This window comes from Anabaena cylindrica UHCC 0172 (genome assembly GCF_034931625.1).
In the GTDB taxonomy this organism is placed as follows: domain Bacteria; phylum Cyanobacteriota; class Cyanobacteriia; order Cyanobacteriales; family Nostocaceae; genus Anabaena; species Anabaena cylindrica_A.
Map to the genome: position 1 here is coordinate 1 of NZ_JAYGGY010000040.1, position 20,579 is coordinate 20,579.

Consider the following 20,579-nt stretch of genomic DNA (forward strand, 5'->3'; position numbering starts at 1 on the left):
ATATTATTTTATATTCTTATAGCATAATTTAATTGTTTTTCGGAGATGTCTATTGAATAGTCATCTGTTATCTTCTTGTTTTTGTATAATTAAGTCCATAGTATTATTACTTAATTTGACACAAAGTTTTAATGAAACATATTTATTGTTTTAGTGGTGTTAAATCACTATGCGATGCAAGTCAATAACCCCACCCTGAAGAAGGATGGGTATCTCGCGGAAAAAAGATGAAATTGATTTAATTAAAAAACGGCAGTAACAAATTTAATATAGTTTCAACGGAATGTAGCTTCGCATAGCAATCTTGTGTGATTCGTGAAAATTTTCTAGGGACTGTCACAATAATTAAGATAAAAGCTTGGAATCATTACCTGTGAACCCTCCTACCAGTACCTCAGCACAAACGCAAAATCGCAAGGCAGATCATATCCGCATCTGTCTAGAGGAAGATGTCCAGTGTCAGCAAGTCACTACTGGGCTAGAACGCTATCGCTTTACCCATTGTTGCTTACCGGAATGCGATCGCACTGACATTGATATCAGCACCAATTTTTTAGGAAAAAGCCTGAACGCACCTTTGTTAATCTCCTCCATGACAGGGGGAACAGAACGAGCCGGCATCATTAATAGTCGTTTGGCAGCAGTAGCACAACAATATAAACTAGCAATGGGTGTAGGTTCCCAGCGTGTGGCGTTGGAAAAACCCCAAGTTGCTGAAACTTTCGCTATTCGCAAATATGCCCCCGATGTGCTGTTGTTTGCTAACTTGGGTGCAGTGCAACTTAATTATCAATGTGGCGTTGATGAATGTTTGCAAATTGTTGATATTTTAGAAGCTGATGCTTTGATTTTACACATTAACCCGCTGCAAGAATTTATTCAACCCAGAGGTGATACCAATTTTCGGGGATTATTTGACAAAATTGCTAACTTATGCTCTAAATTGCCAGTACCTGTAATTGCCAAAGAAGTAGGAAATGGCATTTCTGCGACAATGGCAGAAAAACTGATATCTGTTGGAATACAAGCCATTGATGTAGCTGGTGCAGGTGGCACATCTTGGGCGTTGGTAGAAAGCGAACGGGCGGAAACTTCCTTGCAGCGGCGCTTGGGGAGGACTTTTGCTGATTGGGGTATACCGACAGCAGAGTGTATTACCAGCATTCGCGCTCAGTTTCCCCAAATCCCCTTAATTGCTTCTGGGGGGCTGCGTCATGGCTTAGATGTGGCCAAAGCGATCGCACTCGGTGCAGATATCGCCGGGTTAGCAATGCCCTTCCTACAAGCAGCAGATGTATCAGAAACAGCCCTGCAAGACTTAGTAGAAGTATTAATTGCCGAAATCACTACCGTATTATTCTGTACTGGTAATAGAACTTTGTGTCACTTAAAGCAATCAGACAGTTTACAAAGCATACAATAAAGTAAACAGGTTGTCTTTCCTTAGTCATTGGTTTTTTTACTAATGACTAAAGACCAATAACTCATGACTAATAACTAATGACTAACTTTCTTAAACAAACTTTTGCTAGTTTAATTGGTAGCTTACTGGGACTGACTATTTTTTCTGGTATCAGTACTCTAGGCTTATTATTCCTGATTGTCGTTGCTACTACCTCCAAAGATACAGGGCCAGAAGTCAAAGATAAATCCATGCTGGTTTTTGACTTGTCTATGAAAATCACCGACAGTCAACCTAGTTCCAGTGACTTACTGCAAAAAACCTTAACAGGAGTAGACGAAGATAGAATTACACTCCGCAAAGTTATAGAAACCTTAGAAAAAGCACAAAAAGATCCGCGCATTGTTGGTATTTATATAGATGCTACCAAATCAGGTGCAACTAGTGGACTCGGCTATGCTTCCCTGAAAGAAATCCGTCAAGCCCTAGATAAATTTCGTGGATCTGGCAAAAAAATTGTCGCCTATGGTACAGACTGGAATGAACGGGAATATTATTTAAGTTCGGTAGCTAATAATATCGTCCTCAATCCCGTAGGACTAATAGAAATCAACGGTTTGAGTTCACAACCAATGTTTTTGACAGGAGCATTGCAGAAATATGGTATAGGTGTTCAAGTAGTCCGAGTAGGAAAATTTAAAGGAGCAGTAGAACCGTTTATACTCAACAAGCTGAGTCCAGAAAATCGACAACAAACCCAGAAATTATTAGATGACGTGTGGGGAGAATGGCGGACATCTGTTGGGACAAGCCGGAAAATTCAACCACAGAAATTGCAAGCGATCGCAGATAGTCAAGCTATTCTAGAAGCTAACACAGCTAAAAGCGATGGTTTAGTAGATCAGATAGCCTACTTAGATCAAGTAGTGACTGACCTAAAAAAATTAACTGCTAGTGATAAAGACGATAAAAGCTTCCGACAAATTAACATCAGTGACTATGCCGAAGTTTCCGGTAAATCAATGGGTGTAGAACGCAACTCAGAAAATAAAATTGCCATCATCTATGCAGAAGGGGAAATAGTCGATGGTCAAGGAGACAATGGAGAGATAGGGGGCGATCGCTTTGCTAAAATCTTCAATAAAATCCGCCAAGATAAAGATGTCAAATCTGTCGTTTTACGGATTAACAGCCCTGGTGGTAGCGCCACGGCATCCGAAGTCATACAACGAGAAATAAAATTAACTCGACAAGTTAAACCAGTCATCGTCTCAATGGGTGATGTCGCCGCCTCTGGTGGTTATTGGATAGCCAGCGACTCCAACCGCATTTTTGCCGAACCCAACACCATCACAGGCTCTATAGGTGTCTTCGGCGTACTATTTAACGGTGAAAAACTAGCCAATAACAACGGCATCACCTGGGATACAGTCAAAACTGCAAAATATGCCGATAACCAAACAGTTGCTCGTCCCAAATCCCCCCAAGAATTAGCACTATATCAGCGCAGTGTTAACCGCATTTATAATATGTTTATCAATAAAGTTGCCCAAGGTCGAAAGCTACCCCAACAAAAAGTAGCAGAAATTGCCCAAGGACGAGTTTGGTCAGGTGCAGCAGCAAAGCAAATCGGTTTAGTTGATGAAATTGGTGGTCTTAATGTCGCCATTGAATATGCTGCCAAAGCAGCAAAATTAGGCAATAATTGGGAATTACAGGAATATCCACGAGTGACAACTTTAGAAGAGCGGTTTTTTGGGCGGAAAGTACAAGAAGCGCAAGCAAAATTAGGGATTGAAAAAACTCAACCCCAATCAGCTAATCCGCTTTTAGCAGAATTTGAGAAATTACAACAAGAAATTTCAATCTTGAACAAAATGAACGATCCTCAAGGAGTCTACGCCCGCTTACCTTTCAACTTGAAAATTGACTAACCTAATTCAAATATTTAGTGGGCTAGGAGTCAGGAATCAGGATGAAGAATTAGAAGAATAATCTTGAATCTGGTCAAGTGATAGGTTTTTGGTAGTTTCAACGCTTATTTCTTGTACCTGATTCACTTTTTTAACCTTCAAACTCTGAATATATCTAAGTTTTAGATTTATTCAGACAAATGATGTATTTGTTAATCCTTTAATCCTGGACATTATCTCGATTTCACTCAATAACCACCTGATTCAGACAAATGATATATTTATTAATCCTGTTAATCCTTTAATCCTGGACATCCTGATTCAGACAAATGATGTATTTATTAATCCTGTTAATCCTTTAATCCTGAACATCCTGATTCAGACAAAATTCAGACAAATTATATATTTATTCATCCTGTTCATCCTTTCACCTATTGCCAAATTGCAAAAAGTGTGTAAAGTAGTTGGTGAACATACCTCATTCTTCTATTTTAAGCATCCATCTATGGATAGAAAAAATAAGCGCCTATTATTCCTCGTTGTTTCCTGTAGTATATCTGGTGTCATCTTAGGCGGAACTTTGGCTTGGGCAGAAAGCAAAATGTGCTTGAGTGCTGATACAATCAGCAGCGAATGCCTGACTCAAAACCTAGTAGAAAAAACTATTCAAGGTATGAGTACTGGATTATTAGCCGGGGCTGGGGCTGCTGGCGGTGCAGCCTGGAATTTACGCCACCAAGACTAAAAGTTATAATTGCGATCGCCTATCCACATACTCGTAGGCACAGCATTACCTTGAGGATCAACTTTCACTCTTACCAATATCGGCGATCTCCGCCCATTTCTGCTTTCCTGTGTTTCCAACAGATCATTATTGATCTGCTGTCTTTGTTCTTCAGAAATGTAATAGTTTTCCAAACCGTAATTAATCAAACCATCTTGATAATTACCCTTTAAAGCTACCTGATTATTGCGTAAGTTCTGAGGCCGACTGCTACTTACCCGCACTGGCCTCCAAGCCCTGGGAATACCCACATCACGATTAAAAGATTGTTGTTCTTGCAAAGTTAAATACAAGACACTACCCTGAGTTACTTGTGAGTTTCTCAAGGAATTTTGTCTTACCCAATCTCTCCAACCAGGTAATCTTCTCAAAGTTGCGCTGCGGGATATATTATAATCAAGCGTTAAAGCAGAACCCCGCAGCAAATTATTAGAAGATACAGGTAAAGTTTGCAAAACCACCGACTTACCAGCAACATCTGTATACATCGCTTGAGTTGGAACCGCCAGAATTAGGCCAATTTGTACCATTAAAGGTACTATTAACCGCCAAATTGGTAGCGGCTCATTAGCCTTTTGTTCAGTGGCTATCAAGTAATCCCGAAAAGTCAACTTTTCAGAAAACTCCTTCTCTGGACTTAAGGTTTTCTTCGATTCAGGTGATTGATTTGTCATGATAATTAATTGCTTAGAGTTTGTTTAGTTGTCACTTGTTAATAACCAATGACCAATGACCAATGACCAATGACCAATGACCAATGACCAATGACCAATAACTAATGACCAATAACTAATAGGATTTTTAACGCAGAGATTTAGTATATCTGTTAATTCTAGCTAAACAGCTTCCTTACTGTTTCTTAGTAGCAGGACGTTCATGTAAATGACGTTCAAACCAAAGACCCCCAGAAATCAAACCAGAACCGCATAATACAAATACCAGTGATCTAAACAATAAATCGGTATCGTACTCTAACACGCGGCTGATAATTTGCAAAACAAACAATAGCATACCGCACCAAAAAGAAAATCTGTTATTTAACTTCATTCCTTCTTGAATCAGTCCCCAAACTAATGTTGTCAACAGGACATTGAAAACAAAAATGCCCAGTTCAGTAATACGACTAATAGCTTGATGCCAAAAAGGTACTATGACAATAAAGCTGAGAAAAATGATAATGACAGTGATCGTAAAAAATACTTCCTTGCGGGTAGGATTATTACGATGACGAAACAGAAATAACCACTGCAAAACTGCCAATCCGCTGATAATTCCCAAATCAATTATTGGCAAAGACTGGAACACGTTCAAGGAATTTGTTACCGAATTACCAAAACCAAAAGATTGCCATTGCCAACGGAAAGATAACAAATAGAAGACTACACCAAAACACACCAAGGCTAAATTACGGGCTAGAGGTTGAAATAACCTGTAATGAACCGTAGGGAAAAGCAAGTCATCATAACTCCAGAGTAATGACGGTGGGAGTGCTAAAGCAAAAGATGCCACCCAAGGAACTACATTAGAAGAAAAATTTGCCAGTGGTAATGGGTTGAGATTATATTGCAAAGAAACAGTAAAGGCTACAGCAGCCAACCCAAAAATCCACCGTGAACGGCAGACATAGGCTAAAGGAACAAACGCCAACCATGAAAGCAGGGGCATATGTCGCACTGCTAACCGCGCCCAACTCAACTCATTAGGAGAGGACAAAAACTCTCTAAGTCCTATCCAATAACCAATTTGGATGAGGACAATGGCTAAAATACCTAAAGAATTTAGCGACAGACTATAGGCCATCACTAAAACACCGAACCCCCAAGCCAAAAATAACTCAGCAGATGAACCGCTAATATTGAATATTTGCGCCATCAGCATTAAAGTTGCCCCTAAAATAAAGGCGCTGAGAATTAGCAACCCCTCTCCTAGTAGACGTTTGCCGCGTTGTGGCTTTTTATTTTCAGATTTCTTGAGTGTTGGTTCTCTCCAAGTATAAAAACCCGTGATAGCAGTAGACAGAAACCAACTCATTAACAAGATAAACTTGACTTCTCTTGACCATGTTTGCCAATTTGCTGCTACAAAGATAATTATGCCTAATCCTAAAAGTAAGCCACCTGCGGCAATAGCAATTAAGCCAGAATTTTCTCGTGCAGCCGCTTCTATTTTGTTAAATTGATAACGGTCTGATAGTTGCTGGTGTTGAGAAGAACTAATAAGTCCTTCATCTCGCCAAAGTTTTGCTTCCTGGCGGAGTTTTTTCGGAAAATTGTCTGGGATCATGACCTCTCCGGTGCAATGGGTTAGTTTAGCAAGTGTCAAAACACGGTTAGCTTCTAGCCAAAGGCCAGAAGCCGCGCTGAACGCGCTTCGCAAACGCAATCTAAATGGTGGTCATTATCTTTTCAGTATGCAGCTAAATACCTTGATTACACTGTTCTGGTGTAACAGTTTTAATATTGTTCTAATTAGCTAAAGTTCCTAAATACTTAAAGATGGAAAAGCCTTCAAATTTATTACTTAAAGTTTCGCGTCGGTTATTTGATAATGTTGATGAACAAGCAAAGTTTATAGAGGCTTTAGTTAATCCTAAACCTTTTTTACCTTGTATTTTGTGGTGTAAGAACAAGCCAGAAGATTCTCCTTTTATGATGGAAAATTCCATATCCTGGCAACCCAATTTTGTAGACCGTTTACACTTAGGTCAAAAACCCGGTCAACATCTCCTCCATCAACAAGGATATTTTTATTGTTTGGATTTTTCTTCTGTATTTGCTGCTTCTATTTTGTTAACTATCGATCAATCAGTACCTTTAGTGTTTGATATGTGCGCTGCACCAGGGGGTAAGAGTGTTTTTGCTTGGCAAGCATTACAACCTGATTTACTGATCAGTAATGAAGTGATTGGGAAGCGTTTAGGGATGCTCATTTCTAACTTGAAACGTTGTCAGATTCAACCTAGTGGTGTGGTAAATCGAGATTCTAGTATTTTGGCAGAAATGTTTTCTCTGTCTAGTAATTTAGTCCTAGTGGATGCACCTTGTACAGGGCAATCTTTATTAGCTAAAGGTGAAAAAGCACCGGGATGTTTTCATCCTACATCAATTAATAAAAGTGCAAATCGCCAAAAACGTATTATTGCCAACTCAGGGCAAATGGTCGCTCCTCAAGGTTATTTATCTTATATGACTTGTACTTATTCCCCAGAAGAAAATGAGCAAGTGTGTGAATGGTTTTTAGAAAAGTTTCCTCAATTTAAAGCTGTGGAAGTTAATTATTTATCACAATATCAATCACATTTAAGTACCATTCCTTGTTATCGGATGTTTCCGCAAGATGGTTTAGGTGCGGGTGCATTTACTGCATTATTTCAAAATGCAGATGAGGGTGAAAGGAAAGAGATGGATTTAGATGCTATTTCTTCAATGTATATTTATAAAAATATGGAAATCAAAAATTTAGAACTTACAAATTGACAGAATAACAAAATAGTGGATTGATAAATAAGAGTCGTCTAGTAATGAGTATGGGAGATGTTTCACATGATAATGTCAATCGCTTTTTATTGAGAGAGAGATACGAACCAAAAAACTTATTCAACATAAATGAAGACAGACACGATATTCTACACACTCCTGCAAAATCTCCCCAGCGTTTTATTTGAACTGCTGGAAAAATCACCCGAACTAGCTGCACACTATGAATTTTCATCAGTAGAAATTAAAGAACTAGCACGTCGCATAGATGGTGTATTTCTACCCAAAGTCGAGTACCCAGAAGATCCGATTTATTTTGTTGAAGTCCAATTTCAAAATGATGATGATTTATACTGGCGGTTGATTACCGAAGTATTTCTGTATTTAAACCAGTATAAACCTGATAAAAAATGGCAAGCTGTAGTATTGTGGGCTAAACGGAGTCTTGATCCTGGTATTCCCTTTGCATATCAAACGTCACTAGCTACTGGACAAATTCATGTAGTTTATTTAGATGAATTAACTGATACATCAACTTCAATTGGTTTAGGAATTATTCAATTAGTAGTTGCACCTGAAGATGAAGCAGTACAAACAGCAAGAAGTTTAATTAATTTAGTACAACAAGCAGATGCGGCCAACAGTCGTTATCTTTTAGAATTAGTAGAAAGAATGCTAATTTACAAGTTTTCCACCTATAGCCGTCAGGAGTTAGAAACAATGTTTGGATTAACAGAATGGCGACAAACCAGATTTTATCAAGAAGTTAAGGAAGAAGTTCAGGAAGAAACTAAGCTAAACACTAAGTTAGAAGCAATTCCTCGTCTTTTGAAAATGGGTTTGAGTATAGAACAAATTGCCGAAGCACTAGAATTAAAAATCGAAGTGGTACGACAAGCCCTTAAAAAGCAGGATAGGCAGGACTAAGGCATCTACGATGACGATAAATTTGTGGTAAACAAGTATAAAATGATGTTATTTCCATAAAAACCCTAAAAATACTCACAATTTATCACCGATGTTATCTTTAATTGAGTCTTTTAACCCTTGGATAGTTGGCGTTGTCTTAAATGCGATTTTGTTGGGGATAGTGGCGATTATTCCTAAAAAATTGCTCACCCCGGCGGGTATATTCCATGCATGGTTATTGGGAATTATCATTTGGGGGACACTAGGTTGGCAAGGATATCTAGTGGTAGTGTTTTATTTTATTGTCGGTTCTGGGGTAACACGCATTGGCATGGCGCAGAAGGAAGCCGCAGGGATTGCAGAAAAGCGTTCTGGTGCTAGGGGACCAGAAAACGTTTGGGGTTCAGCGTTAGTTGGGGCTTTGTGCGCTGTGGGAGTGTTGGTTGTACCCAGTTTCCAATCTTTGCTAGTTTTGGGTTATGTGGCGAGTTTCAGCACTAAGCTATCTGACACGACTGCGAGTGAAGTTGGTAAGGCTTATGGGAAGAGTACCTTTTTGATTACGACGCTGCAACCTGTGGCTAGGGGAACAGAAGGGGCGGTTAGTTTGGAGGGGACTTTAGCCGGTGTGGTAGGATCGGTTGCGATCGCACTTGTGGCTTGGGGAGTGAATTTAATTGATATCCTCGGAATTGCTTGGTGTGTTATAGCCGCCTTTATTGCTACAAATTTAGAAAGTGTCATTGGTGCAACCTTACAATCTAAATATACTTGGCTCACTAATGAAGTTGTAAATATCGTCAATACGCTGATTGGCGCAGTTGCAGCTATTGTCATTGCCTTGATTTGGAAAAGCATATTTGTTTAAAATTTTACCGAAATCCGAATAAAATATGGCAGCAAATTTGCTGTTTTTTTTATATTCATGGCATTATAAAATACTAATTTTTAAATGAATTCTTGTATTTACTTGTTTGCGTAACTTAAGTATTTTCGGTTAATTTTATAATTATTTATTTTTGCAATATTTAATTCACAAAATCTTTATCATTGTGAACCGTAATTTCCTGCGGTTTTATCTATTATTTAATGGAAAAGTTGTATATATTTTTAGTGGCTTCATCATATTTATTTCATGGAATCTTCATCATTTTTGACTGTCAACGACGAGCAAATTGACCTTTCTCAAGTAGTCAAGTATTTACAAGTCTCTGGTAAACTAAATCAGTTTATTAGTGATGTGCTACGTCAATACATAATAGAAAACGAACTAGAAACACGAGATGACATAGATATCAGTACAGGATTAATTGAACAAACAATTATTGATTATCGACTCAAAAATCAACTTACTGATCCCAATAATTTTCAAGAATGGTTAAAAAATAATGGTACTGACTATGCCACATTTCTGGCATCAGTTACTTTCAGCTTCAAATTAGAAAAGCTGAAGGCTTTAATCGCCGAAGCAAAACTATCAGAATACTTTATTGAACGGAAGATTTACTTAGATCGAGTTGTACTTTCTCGAATTATGGTTGATAATCGAGAACTCGCTGAAGAACTACAAACACAAATTGAAGAAGGAAGTAGTTTTGAGCAACTAGCAAAAGAGTATTCATTGGCAGATGAGCGAGTTTTTAATGGCATGATGGGTCCACTTAGTCGGGGTAGTTTACCGGATATGCTGAGGGCGGCTGTGGATGCGATAAATATCGGTCAATTAATAGGCCCAATCGAATTAGAAGGGCGGTTTAGTTTGTTTAGATTAGAAAACATTCTGCCAGCATCTTTAGAAAATGTTCAACTTAAACAATCACTACAAAATGAGTTATTTGAACAATGGCTAGGGGAGAAAATTCAAAATCTGACAGTAAAATTACAAGTGAGCTAAATATTCTGGATAATCAATCTTTAGAAGTAAATATCTTAGCTGCTATGCCTTGGGATCAACCACCATTATGCTGGCTGACTCCTGAACAAAAAACCCAATTAAAAAATCAGTCCGAAATCCGTCAATACAAACTTGGGGAAAAAATTTGGTCACAAGCAGCAGGAGATAATCAATTTTTTATTGTTACAGGTAAAGTCCGCTTACGAGATGATGTTAGTAAATCTTTAGCTACCCTACAGGAAGGAAATTGGTTTGGTGATTGTCAAAAGTTATTCATTGATTGTAAAGCTGTAGCTGCTAGTAAGGAAGTTGTTGTTGTGTGTTGGAGTTCAGCACTATGGGCAAAGTTTTCCACTCCTCAAATTGATGAATTTTGGAATTTGACAGGGGAAGAAATAGGTGACAGGGAACAGGTTACAGGTGAGAGAAGGAAGAGGGAAGAAATAGGTGATAGGGGAGAGGAAGCATATTATTCATCTTCAACTTCTTCAACTTCTTCACTGTCACCGTGGCGTAGCACCTCTCACCTGTCACCTTCTTCACCTTCTTATCCTTTTGTAGCGAGTGGGAATACTGGCGCTGCTTGTTTAACAATGGTGGCGCAATATTTAAATAATGCGGTGCAATTGGAATGGGTGCAACGTCAAATTCGAGGACAACGCCCCAAAAATCTTGTAGAAGCAGGGGAAAAGTTAGGGTTAGTTTTACGAAAGTTGCGAGTAAGTTGGGGTGAATTAAGACAGTTGTCATTTCCCGCTTTGTTGCTGTGGAAATCGGCAGAAATCAAAACTCCTTCTTGGGTAGTGGCTTATGGGATGAAAGGCAATAGTTTAATTATTGCTAATCCTCTCAATTTTGAGTGTGAATATTTAACCCAGTCTGTAGTAGAAGCTGCTTGGGATGGACAAATTTGGCAAGCTGAACTAGTTTCCAAACAAGAAAAATTTAACCTTTCTTGGTTCACTCCCGCAGTTTGGAAGTATCGGGTATTGTTGAGTGAAGTATTGCTGGCTTCCTTTACGTTGCAGTTGTTGGGGTTAACGACACCGCTGATTACCCAAGTCATCATTGATAAGGTGATGGTGCAGGAGAGTTTAGCTACTCTGGACGTAATGGCGATCGCACTTTTGTTAGTCGCTATATTTGAATCTATCCTGGGAATCCTGCGCCTATTCATCTTTACCCACACCGCACGACGTTTGGATTTGAGTTTATCGGCTCAACTTTTCCGCCATTTAATGCGTTTACCTTTGGCTTATTTTGAGTCGAGGAGAGTGGGAGACACAATCGCCAGGGTACAGGAACTGGAACAAATCCGCCAATTCCTCACAGGTACGGCTTTAACGGTGATTCTGGATAGCATCTTTGCGGTGGTGTATTTGGGATTGATGTTTTATTACAACATTCCCCTCACCTTTGTGGCTTTAGCCGTATTACCGTTATTTGCGACTTTGACAATTGTGGCGACACCGATTTTGCGGAATTGGTTGAACGAAACCTTTAACCGGAGTGCGGATAGTCAGTCTTTTCTTGTAGAAACAATTACTGGTATCCATTCAGTCAAAGCCCACGCAGCAGAACCAGTAGCACGCGATCGCTGGGAAGGCTTATTTGCTCGCTTTATTCGCACCAGTTTTAAAGCTTCCACAACATCTAATATTAGCAGTAATATTGGTGACTTTCTCACCAACTTTTCTACACTAATAATACTTTGGTTTGGTGCAAAATTAGTAATTGATCATCAACTTACAGTTGGTCAATTAATCGCTTTTCAAATGTTATCAGGCAGAGTCACAGGACCCCTATTGCGCCTAGTGCAGTTGTGGCAAAATCTTCAACAGGTTTTACTATCTGTAGACCGAATTGGTGACATTCTCAACGCCGCACCCGAAACCGAAGCAGGAACAGGTTTAGTCTTACCACCGCTAAAAGGTGAAGTTAGCTTTGACCAAGTTTTCTTCCGCTACAATGCCAACACTGAACCCGTATTAAAAGGAATTTCTTTTAATGTCGAACCAGGACAATTTGTAGGAATTGTCGGACGTAGTGGTTCTGGAAAAAGTACCCTTTCCAAAATTTTGCAACGTCTATATCAAATTGAATCAGGACGCATTCTTATTGATGGTTTTGACATCAAAAGTGCTGATTTAGCATCTTTACGACAACAAATCGCCGTAGTTCTCCAAGAAGACTTTCTATTTAACGGTTCTATCTTGGAAAATATCTCTTTAGGAAATCCAGATATTACCGCAGAAGAAGTTGTAGAGGCTGCAAGATTAGCCGTAGCCCATGATTTTATCAGTCAATTACCTTATGGATACGAAAATAATGTTGGTGAAAGAGGTACAGCTTTATCTGGTGGACAAAGACAGCGGATAGCTTTAGCAAGACTGTTTCTTTCTACTGCGCCAATTTTGATTTTAGATGAAGCTACCAGCGCCTTAGATAGTGAAACAGAACAGCAAGTATTACAGAATTTGCAAAAAGTTTCTGCAAACCGTACCGTGTTTTTAATAGCTCACCGTTTCGCACCTCTCAAACGTGCTGATTTAATATTAGTCATGGAAAAAGGTGTGATTGCAGAACAGGGAACACACGCGGAGTTATTAAAACAAAAGGGATTATACTGGTCACTTTATCAACGACAACAGGCTAATATTTAACAATATTCGTGGCGACTTTCAAGACAGTCGCTACGAATTTTAAGTTTCTGATATAGCAATTACCATTCAAGTGAGGTACAAGCTGTAATAATTAAACGCAGATGGACGCAGATAAACGCAGATAAACGCAGATAATTTTGTACTTCACTAGACTAGGAAATGCTATATTACTGCTTTGTATCTGATCATTAATGCTTTTTGTGCTTTATTAAAAATGATTGATATATCTAATTATAAAAAAAATACTTAAATTATTGAAAATAGAACCTACACGATGTTAATTTATGCTATGCTAAATAAAATATGAATTACGTAATGCATAATATCTGCCTCTATTAATTTATGTCTCCGTCAGATCAATATCCCAAATTTAAAGATAAAAGGACGGAGAAATTTGCTTTAGGTGAAAGAGTCAAAGAGTTTCAGGCTTTTCGTGATCAAGCATATAAACGACTTGATATATTAGAAGCCGCTATTAACAAAGAATCTCTAATGAAATTACCAAGCAACCATTTTGAGTCTTTAGAAGGAGATCGCAAAGGTCAGTATAGTATTCGGATAAATAAACAATGGCGAATTTGTTTCAATTGGCCAGAGGAGGAATCTAAACCTTTCAATATCGAAATTACAGACTATCATTCTTAAAGGAGAAAATATGGCACGTCCACCCATTCATCCTGGAAAAATTCTTGCTGATGAACTTGATGAATTGCAAATGAGCGCTAGCGAGTTAGCCCGGATTCTTCATGTACCCACAAATCGAATTACTGAAATAATTAATGGTCAAAGGGCAATTACTGCGGATACTGCATTACGATTAGGACGATGGTTTGGTACTGGTGCTGAGTTGTGGATGAATTTACAAAAAAATTATGAACTTAGACTAGCTGAACAAAAAAAGGGTGAAGAAATTCAGGCAACTATTTCTCCTCGAATATTATCTGACGATAACCAAGTGACTGTATTCTGTTAATAACCCAATTTGCGGGTAATGATAATGCCGGGTTATTTATACAGATTCAATTGGGAAGAAAGGCATAAAAGATGGATGATAGCTATGTAGAAGCAACCGGAAAAATAGTGATTAGAATGTAGGATTATGTTGATAATCCCAACATTTATCATCTTGCCAAACTCTACCTGTATGCTCACATTTTTCTGGGTCTTTAATACCAGGAATTGAGGTAGGGTGAATAGTGTTTAAGCTGGATGTAACATAAGAGATCATGAAAGAACCTGTATAAAAACCACCAAAGATTAAAGTTCCAAAAAAAAATGTGAAGCTGACACATTTAACAGCAAATAAAACAGAAAAATTGCGTTGTTTACTATAGGGGAAAAAGCGCATATATTTCCTCGGTGTGGTGTTTGTGGCAGATAACACCCTGGGAATGTTTACACGCTAATCAATTTGACTTGCAGAATTTATTTATGCCAGAAAAATATAGATATTTCTGTTATCAGTTAACAGTTATAGTAGGGAATAGGGAAAACGGTTGAAATTATTTTGGTGTGTGAGTTTATAATCACTGTATATTCTTGCCTACGTGGTAACTACTATAGCAATTCCCATTCAAGTCAATACTTGTCGGTTAAGCTCAAAAAATGAAATTATGTAGGTTGGGTTGAGGAACGAAACCCAACATTTACAGGCATTTGTTGGGTTTCACTATCGTTCAACCCAACCTACAAAAATTCTTAACCGAGCAGTATTGCCATTCAAGTGAGGTACAAGCAGTAATAATTAAACGCAAATGGACGCAGATATAGCTTGCTTCCCGCAGGGTACGCAGATAATTTTGTACTTCATTAGACTAGGAAATACTATATGTTATTTATGGCTGCTTGAAAATATAAATTAGCAAATCTAATTTTTCACTATTCACGCATAAGTTACTTTTAGCGATAGTGTTGAAGGCAGAAGATGAAGTTTTTGTTTAATAAGGGTTTATAAAGCGGAATTGAGGTTAAATATTTCTAAGATTTGTCTGCAAATTTCTTTAAGCTTATCCCCAACTAAAGGGGAAGGTGTAGACTCACCAACAAAATTCCATTGTTCTACTGTTGATAGTCGCCAAACTTGTCCACGATGGTCAAATCCAGATGCTTCAACACCAATCGCCCGCTTGGATTGATTGATAGGATCTTGATAAAAACGGATTTGAATTAAAATACTGCGACTGCGCCAAGATTTGCTGATTCCCGGAAAATGAAAACCAATATCTATGGAATCTGGATCTACTAATTCCCTGGTTTCTGGATCATTCTTCCAAGGTTTAAGATCGGATTTGGCATCAGGAAACTCTAATTTGAACAAATTAACTACCGTAGCAATCTTGCTGGTGAGTTCAAAGTTTGTTGTCTGTTCAGCTGCGTTCACGACAAAATACTCCTAATCTTGCATCAGCTTATGGGGATGTGAAAACAGAAAAACGCTGATAAAGTTTATCTTATTGGTGTTTTAGCTTATCAAGAAGATTGGAAATTTAGCAACTGTTAATTATGATTTCCTCACATTTCTTTGAGTAATTATACTAAAAAAATCTTCTCTAGCACTAACAACTCTGCCTTTTGATTGAGTTGGTAGCAAGTTTTAGTCAAGTTGGAGTATTTTTTGTAAAAACCTTTGTTGACTAGAACGATAAATAACAGTAGCGATCTAAAATGACACTGTAAAGCCGCAAACAAATAGTAAATTAATTTCCGTTTATGGTGCGTCAACGCTCTATTTTATCACTGATTCTCGTACTAGTGACTACATTCCTGATCAGCTGTGGCGGTCCTAGTGTTGCTACTGCACCTCCAACTTACACACCAGATCAACTGGCGAAAATTCAGGTATATGTTCCTGATATTGAGGTGGTGCGCGATCGCTCAGAAGAACTCAAAACCCTGATTAAAAGCAGTGAATGGATTGATGTCGGCAATTTTATCCATGGCCCAATTACAGAGGCTAGGTTAAATATGACTTACGTTATCCCCAATTTGTTACCCCAAGACCAACCTCAAGCCAGACAAATCAGCAAGGATTTTTTAAGCCACTTGGTAAAAATTGACCAAGCTGCTAAGGTCGGTAACACTAGTTTGGCCTTGAGTAGCTACAAAGATGCTTTTGTCGATATTGACAAGTTCCTACAACTGATTCCAGAAGCAGGTGACAGCTAACAGGTGATAGTGACAGGGAAGAGGGCAAAAGACAAGAGGCAAAAATTGATTAATTTTCCCCTACTTCTCTGTTACCTACTAGACATCTCCCAGAATTAAATATGCGTGACTGGAAACCCTTGTAGAGACGTTCCATGTAATGTCTCCATAATCTTTCTCACAGATGTCTACTATGAGTCTTGAGTCACAAAACGCTAGGGTAATGGGGTGATAGGGTAAAGATGGCAAATCTTTATTCTTCACCTCCTCACTTCATAAAAAACGTCATGAATATAGTAATTATTGGTTGTGGCGTAGTTGGGGCGACTATCGCCTATCAACTGAGTCAAGTTAAAGGTCTAAATATCACTGTTTTCGACCAAAATAAACCAGCACAAGCTTCAACAGGTGCTGCTCTCGGTGTTTTAATGGGTGTCATTAGCCACAAAATTAAGGGCAAAGCTTGGCAAATGCGCCAAGAAAGCATTAAACGTTATGAAACTTTGATTCCTGAACTGGAAGGGATTACGGGGCGCAAAATCCCTTGTAACCGTCAGGGAATCGTCATGCTGTTGTCAGAAGACTCAGAACACCCTTTAACCAGTGGTGTGGAAGTGATAACAGAATGGGAAAGATTACGGGAAGTTCGCCAATCTCAAGGTTGGCAGTTAGCTGTTTGGGACAAAGAACAACTACAAAAATTCTGTCCACAAATTAATCATCCCACGATCATTGGTGCTGTCTACTCTCCCCAAGACCGTCAACTCAATCCTACAGCTTTAACATTAGCTTTGGTAGATGCGGCTCAACGCAATGGCGTTAAATTTAAATTTGGTGTGGCTGTCAAAATTAACCCAGTTCCATCTGCTCAATTAGTACAAATATCACCGACAGTTAACGAGCAACTTAAATCTATTGAAACGTCAGAGGGTACAGTCACCGCAGATTGGTTTATTGTTTCAGCTGGCTTGGGTTCAACTTTACTAACTGCACAATTAAATCAAAAGGTGTATATCCGTCCGGTTTTGGGGCAAGCTTTATACCTAAGTTTAGGACGGTTTTTAGGAAATCCTGAGTTTCAACCGGTGATTACTGGTAATGATGTCCATCTTGTTCCTATGGGTAATGGTGATTATTGGGTAGGTGCAACGGTCGAATTTCCCAATGATGCTGATGAGATATCTGCAAAGAAGGAATTACTGGAATCTTTACAAAAACAAGCGATCGCATTTTGTCCAGATTTAGTTTCAGCAAAAGTTGTCCGCACTTGGTCTGGTTTACGCCCCCGTCCTGAAAATCGTCCAGCACCTGTTATTGATCAACTCCCTGGTTTTAATAATGTCTTGTTGGCTACTGGTCATTATCGCAATGGCGTTTTACTCGCACCTGCAACAGCTTCAGCAATTCAGGAAATGATTATTCCTCAAAATTCTCAATAATCGGTAATAGGTTGGCAGGATTAATTCATCAATTTTTAAATCTTCATTTAATCCTGTAAATCCTGATTCACACAAAAATATTTTATTGTAGTTCTTCCTTATCGAGATTAATAATACCAGATTTTAAGATAGAAGTCAACAGCTTAACCTCTTAATATGCGAGATTCTTTTCTAGAAATCCTATTACCTATTTGTAGGATGATAAAAGAGAATTCAGTATTTAAGGCATCTGTGCGGTGCTGTTGCATTCTCAGGATAGGAAAATAGAGTGTCAATACAAGAACATAAGATAACAGTAGATTCATTAGAATGGTATTATCGGGAAGCGGAACCGATTGGTAGAAGTGATTTATTGCCAGTGGTATTGCTACACGGTATAGTTGCCCAGAGTTATAGCTGGAGAAACATTCTACCAGCATTGGCAGCACAAGGAACAAGAGCGATCGCACCCGATTGGATAGGTTACGGCTTTTCTGGTAAACCGGAAAAACGCGACTTCGCTTACACTCCCGACGCATTTATCACAGCATTAGCAGCATTTGTTAAAACTTTAGAATTAGAAAGATTTTCCCTAGTTGTCCAAGGATATTTAGGTTCAGTAGGTTTACAATATGCCTTGCGACATCCTCAACAAATAGCCAACATTGCAATTTTAAATACACCCATTTCCACATCTGCCAAATTACCTTGGAAAATTCAACAAATGGGTTTACCTCTAGCAGGTGAAGTCATAACACAAGATCCCCTTTTAGTTGATAGAACCTTAGAAGGTGGTAGCCGTTACCGAATAGAAGATAAAGATTTAGATATTTATCGCAAACCCTACTTAAAAAGTTCTTCATCTGGTCGTGGACTGCTTTCCACAATTAGAAATTTGCAACTTGAACAAGCCATGACAGAAATAGAAACTGGTTTTAAAGAATGGCAAAAACCAATTTTAGTACAATGGGGAATGATTGATCCTTGGCTATCTATAGATATAGCTGAAAACTTTGTAAAATCCGTACCAGATGCCGAAATCATCAAACTCCATAACGTAGGACATTATCCCCAAGAACATTATCACGAAACGATTTTACAAGACCTCTTACCCTTTGTGCGTCGTTCAGAGTCGAATTAAATAGTTGAGAACATGAATATGATTTGTCATTCTGAAGTACGAAGCATCTCAACTTATCATTTTAGAGGATATTTAAAACCTAGAAAATGAGTACGATGTGTCATTCTGACCGGAACGGAGTGGAGGGAAGAATCTCAATTTTTAGTCATTCTTCAAATTCATAAGATACTAGAACCAACAAATTAGAGACGTTTCATAAAACGTCTCTAAACAAGGATCTTTTTGCACACTATCCTTTGTAACCAATTTAAAAGTCCGAAAAAAATAAACCTGTTATTTTCAAGAATATGAATCAATATTATGTCTATATAATGAGCAATAAATCAAAAACATTATAAGTAGGTGGGCATAAATATTTATCGTTGAGACAAGGCAGGAGGCAGAAGGCAGGAGGGAAGAGGTTTTGAAGCAACTTTACGTTTCGTTACATACTTCTGTTTTTTTTCGCCTACCTACTTACACAGGAGTGACTAATGATTTACAACGCAGAATATATGAACACAAACAAAAACTTATACCAGGATTTAAGCAAAAATATAATATTACTAAGCTCGTATACTATGAAGAAACTTCAGATATTCAAGTAGCTATCGAACGTGAGAAGCAGATAAAAGGATGGTTAAGGTCTAAGAAAATATTATTAATTGAATCTATAAATCCTAATTGGCAAGACTTGAGTATTGAATGGTATGCAGAGTAAATTCCTGTACAATAGATTTGTCATGCTGAGGTACGAAGCATCTCGAAGATTCTTCACTCCGTTCAGAATGACAAAGTATTTATTGTCATCATGACAAAGAGATGATTGTCATGCTGAGGTACGAAGCATCTCGAAGATTCTTCACTCCGTTCAGAATGACAAAGTATTTATTGTCATCATGACAAAGAGATGATTGTCATGCTGAGGTACGAAGCATCTCGAAAATTCTTCACTTCGTTCAGAATGACAAAGCGATTATTGCCAGCATGACAAAATATTTACACTTCTTAACCTAATCTGCATCCTTGTCAACAATTGCCGTAACCTGATAATAAGAGCAAATGCAATCATCTGTAAATTGATTAAGGCAGGTTACAATTCATGGCTTATTCCTGGTTTAAAGCATTTCACATTATAGGCTTTGTCGTTTGGTTTGCCGGCTTATTTTACCTAGTGCGTCTTTTCATCTACCACGTTGAAGCGAACCAAGAACCAGAACCCGCAAAAACGATACTGAAAAACCAGTATCAAATTATGGAAAAGCGTCTCTACCATATCATCACCGTTCCAGGAATGATAGTAACGATAGCAATGGCTATTGGTATCCTATCCACTAACCCAGACTTGTTAAAAGAAACTTGGTTACATTTCAAATTAGGGTTTGTGGGTATTTTACTAATCTATCATCACTACTGCGGTAGGTTGATGAAACAATTAGCCGCAGACGAATGTAAATGGAGTGGACAACATTTGCGGGCTTTAAATGAAGCACCTACACTATTACTAGTTGTAATTGTCATGTTGGCTATATTCAAGAATAACTTACCTACAGATATCACTGCTTGGCTGATTTTTGGTTTAGTGATTTTCATGGCTGTGAGTATTCAGATGTATGCCAAAATCCGCAGACGCAATCAAGAGAAGATGATAGCAGAAATGAATCAAATCAATCAAGTTCCCCAAGCACAAAGTTAGTAAGAAATAGGATACTTTATTTGGTAGGATGGGTAGAGCAACAGCGAAACCCATCAAAATCTTTTTGATATTCTAATATTTGAATCAGGATATCCAGGATTTGAGGATGAACAGGATGTTATTTACTAATTGTCCATTGTTGAATAATATTATGTTAATC

19 protein-coding genes are annotated in these 20,579 nt (G+C 38.2%); 15 read left to right on the forward strand and 4 right to left on the reverse strand.

Annotated elements, in window-relative coordinates; genetic code table 11:
- Positions 1-373 precede the first annotated feature (373 nt).
- From fni to VB713_RS11475, 3 genes are all read left to right on the forward strand, one after another.
- Complete coding sequence (fni, locus tag VB713_RS11465) at positions 374-1,423, forward strand: type 2 isopentenyl-diphosphate Delta-isomerase (RefSeq protein WP_323311682.1); 1,050 nt, start codon at positions 374-376, stop codon at positions 1,421-1,423.
- A 77-nt stretch (positions 1,424-1,500) separates the two neighbouring features.
- Entirely contained in the window at positions 1,501-3,336 is a 1,836-nt protein-coding gene (gene sppA / locus VB713_RS11470) for a signal peptide peptidase SppA (protein ID WP_323311683.1), read from the forward strand.
- Positions 3,337-3,820: 484 nt separating this feature from the next.
- Complete coding sequence (locus tag VB713_RS11475; RefSeq protein ID WP_323311684.1) at positions 3,821-4,060, forward strand: hypothetical protein; 240 nt, start codon at positions 3,821-3,823, stop codon at positions 4,058-4,060.
- On the opposite strand, the gene VB713_RS11480 is transcribed toward VB713_RS11475, so the two are convergent.
- Together VB713_RS11480 and VB713_RS11485 are read right to left on the reverse strand one after the other, a co-directional pair.
- Entirely contained in the window at positions 4,057-4,773 is a 717-nt protein-coding gene (locus tag VB713_RS11480) for a GDYXXLXY domain-containing protein (RefSeq protein WP_323311685.1), read from the reverse strand. The genes VB713_RS11475 and VB713_RS11480 overlap by 4 nt on opposite strands.
- Before the next feature lie 175 nt (positions 4,774-4,948).
- Positions 4,949-6,382 (reverse strand): DUF2157 domain-containing protein, encoded by a 1,434-nt coding sequence (locus tag VB713_RS11485; protein WP_323311686.1) that lies wholly within the window; start codon positions 6,380-6,382, stop codon positions 4,949-4,951.
- A gap of 212 nt (positions 6,383-6,594) precedes the next feature.
- Between VB713_RS11485 and VB713_RS11490 the strand changes: the two genes are divergently transcribed.
- The 7 genes from VB713_RS11490 to VB713_RS11520 all read left to right on the forward strand — a co-directional run bounded on the left by VB713_RS11490 (position 6,595) and on the right by VB713_RS11520 (position 14,014).
- Entirely contained in the window at positions 6,595-7,575 is a 981-nt protein-coding gene (locus VB713_RS11490) for an RsmB/NOP family class I SAM-dependent RNA methyltransferase (protein ID WP_323311687.1), read from the forward strand.
- 129 nt (positions 7,576-7,704) lie between these two features.
- Positions 7,705-8,502, forward strand: a complete 798-nt coding sequence (locus VB713_RS11495) for an Rpn family recombination-promoting nuclease/putative transposase (protein WP_323311688.1) — start codon at positions 7,705-7,707, stop codon at positions 8,500-8,502.
- A gap of 91 nt (positions 8,503-8,593) precedes the next feature.
- Complete coding sequence (locus tag VB713_RS11500) at positions 8,594-9,352, forward strand: TIGR00297 family protein (RefSeq protein WP_323311689.1); 759 nt, start codon at positions 8,594-8,596, stop codon at positions 9,350-9,352.
- Between the two features lie 267 nt (positions 9,353-9,619).
- On the forward strand, positions 9,620-10,378 hold the full coding sequence (locus VB713_RS11505; protein WP_323311690.1) for a peptidylprolyl isomerase: 759 nt from the start codon (positions 9,620-9,622) through the stop codon (positions 10,376-10,378).
- The gene (locus tag VB713_RS11510; RefSeq protein ID WP_323311691.1) at positions 10,327-13,041 is read left to right on the forward strand and encodes a type I secretion system permease/ATPase; all 2,715 of its coding nucleotides are present in this window, start codon (positions 10,327-10,329) and stop codon (positions 13,039-13,041) included. The genes VB713_RS11505 and VB713_RS11510 overlap by 52 nt, the downstream gene beginning before the upstream one ends.
- Before the next feature lie 342 nt (positions 13,042-13,383).
- Positions 13,384-13,686: a type II toxin-antitoxin system RelE/ParE family toxin gene (locus VB713_RS11515; RefSeq protein ID WP_323311692.1), complete on the forward strand. Its 303-nt coding sequence runs from the start codon at positions 13,384-13,386 to the stop codon at positions 13,684-13,686.
- Positions 13,687-13,696: 10 nt separating this feature from the next.
- A complete protein-coding gene (locus VB713_RS11520; protein WP_323311693.1) occupies positions 13,697-14,014 on the forward strand; it encodes a HigA family addiction module antitoxin in 318 nt (105 codons plus the stop codon).
- Between the two features lie 111 nt (positions 14,015-14,125).
- On the opposite strand, the gene VB713_RS11525 is transcribed toward VB713_RS11520, so the two are convergent.
- Entirely contained in the window at positions 14,126-14,389 is a 264-nt protein-coding gene (locus tag VB713_RS11525) for a hypothetical protein (protein ID WP_323311694.1), read from the reverse strand.
- 600 nt (positions 14,390-14,989) lie between these two features.
- Positions 14,990-15,421 (reverse strand): hypothetical protein, encoded by a 432-nt coding sequence (locus tag VB713_RS11530; protein ID WP_323311695.1) that lies wholly within the window; start codon positions 15,419-15,421, stop codon positions 14,990-14,992.
- Positions 15,422-15,750: 329 nt separating this feature from the next.
- Here VB713_RS11530 and psbQ point away from each other — a divergent pair, with 329 nt between their 5' ends.
- The 5 genes from psbQ (at position 15,751) to hemJ (ending at position 20,419) form a co-directional block, all read left to right on the forward strand.
- Complete coding sequence (psbQ, locus tag VB713_RS11535) at positions 15,751-16,206, forward strand: photosystem II protein PsbQ (protein ID WP_323311696.1); 456 nt, start codon at positions 15,751-15,753, stop codon at positions 16,204-16,206.
- Positions 16,207-16,472: 266 nt separating this feature from the next.
- Complete coding sequence (locus VB713_RS11540) at positions 16,473-17,624, forward strand: FAD-dependent oxidoreductase (protein WP_323311697.1); 1,152 nt, start codon at positions 16,473-16,475, stop codon at positions 17,622-17,624.
- Positions 17,625-17,892: 268 nt separating this feature from the next.
- Entirely contained in the window at positions 17,893-18,744 is an 852-nt protein-coding gene (locus tag VB713_RS11545) for an alpha/beta fold hydrolase (protein ID WP_323311698.1), read from the forward strand.
- 403 nt (positions 18,745-19,147) lie between these two features.
- A complete protein-coding gene (locus tag VB713_RS11550; protein WP_323311699.1) occupies positions 19,148-19,444 on the forward strand; it encodes a GIY-YIG nuclease family protein in 297 nt (98 codons plus the stop codon).
- A 381-nt stretch (positions 19,445-19,825) separates the two neighbouring features.
- Entirely contained in the window at positions 19,826-20,419 is a 594-nt protein-coding gene (hemJ, locus tag VB713_RS11555) for a protoporphyrinogen oxidase HemJ (RefSeq protein ID WP_323311700.1), read from the forward strand.
- Positions 20,420-20,579 lie beyond the last annotated feature (160 nt).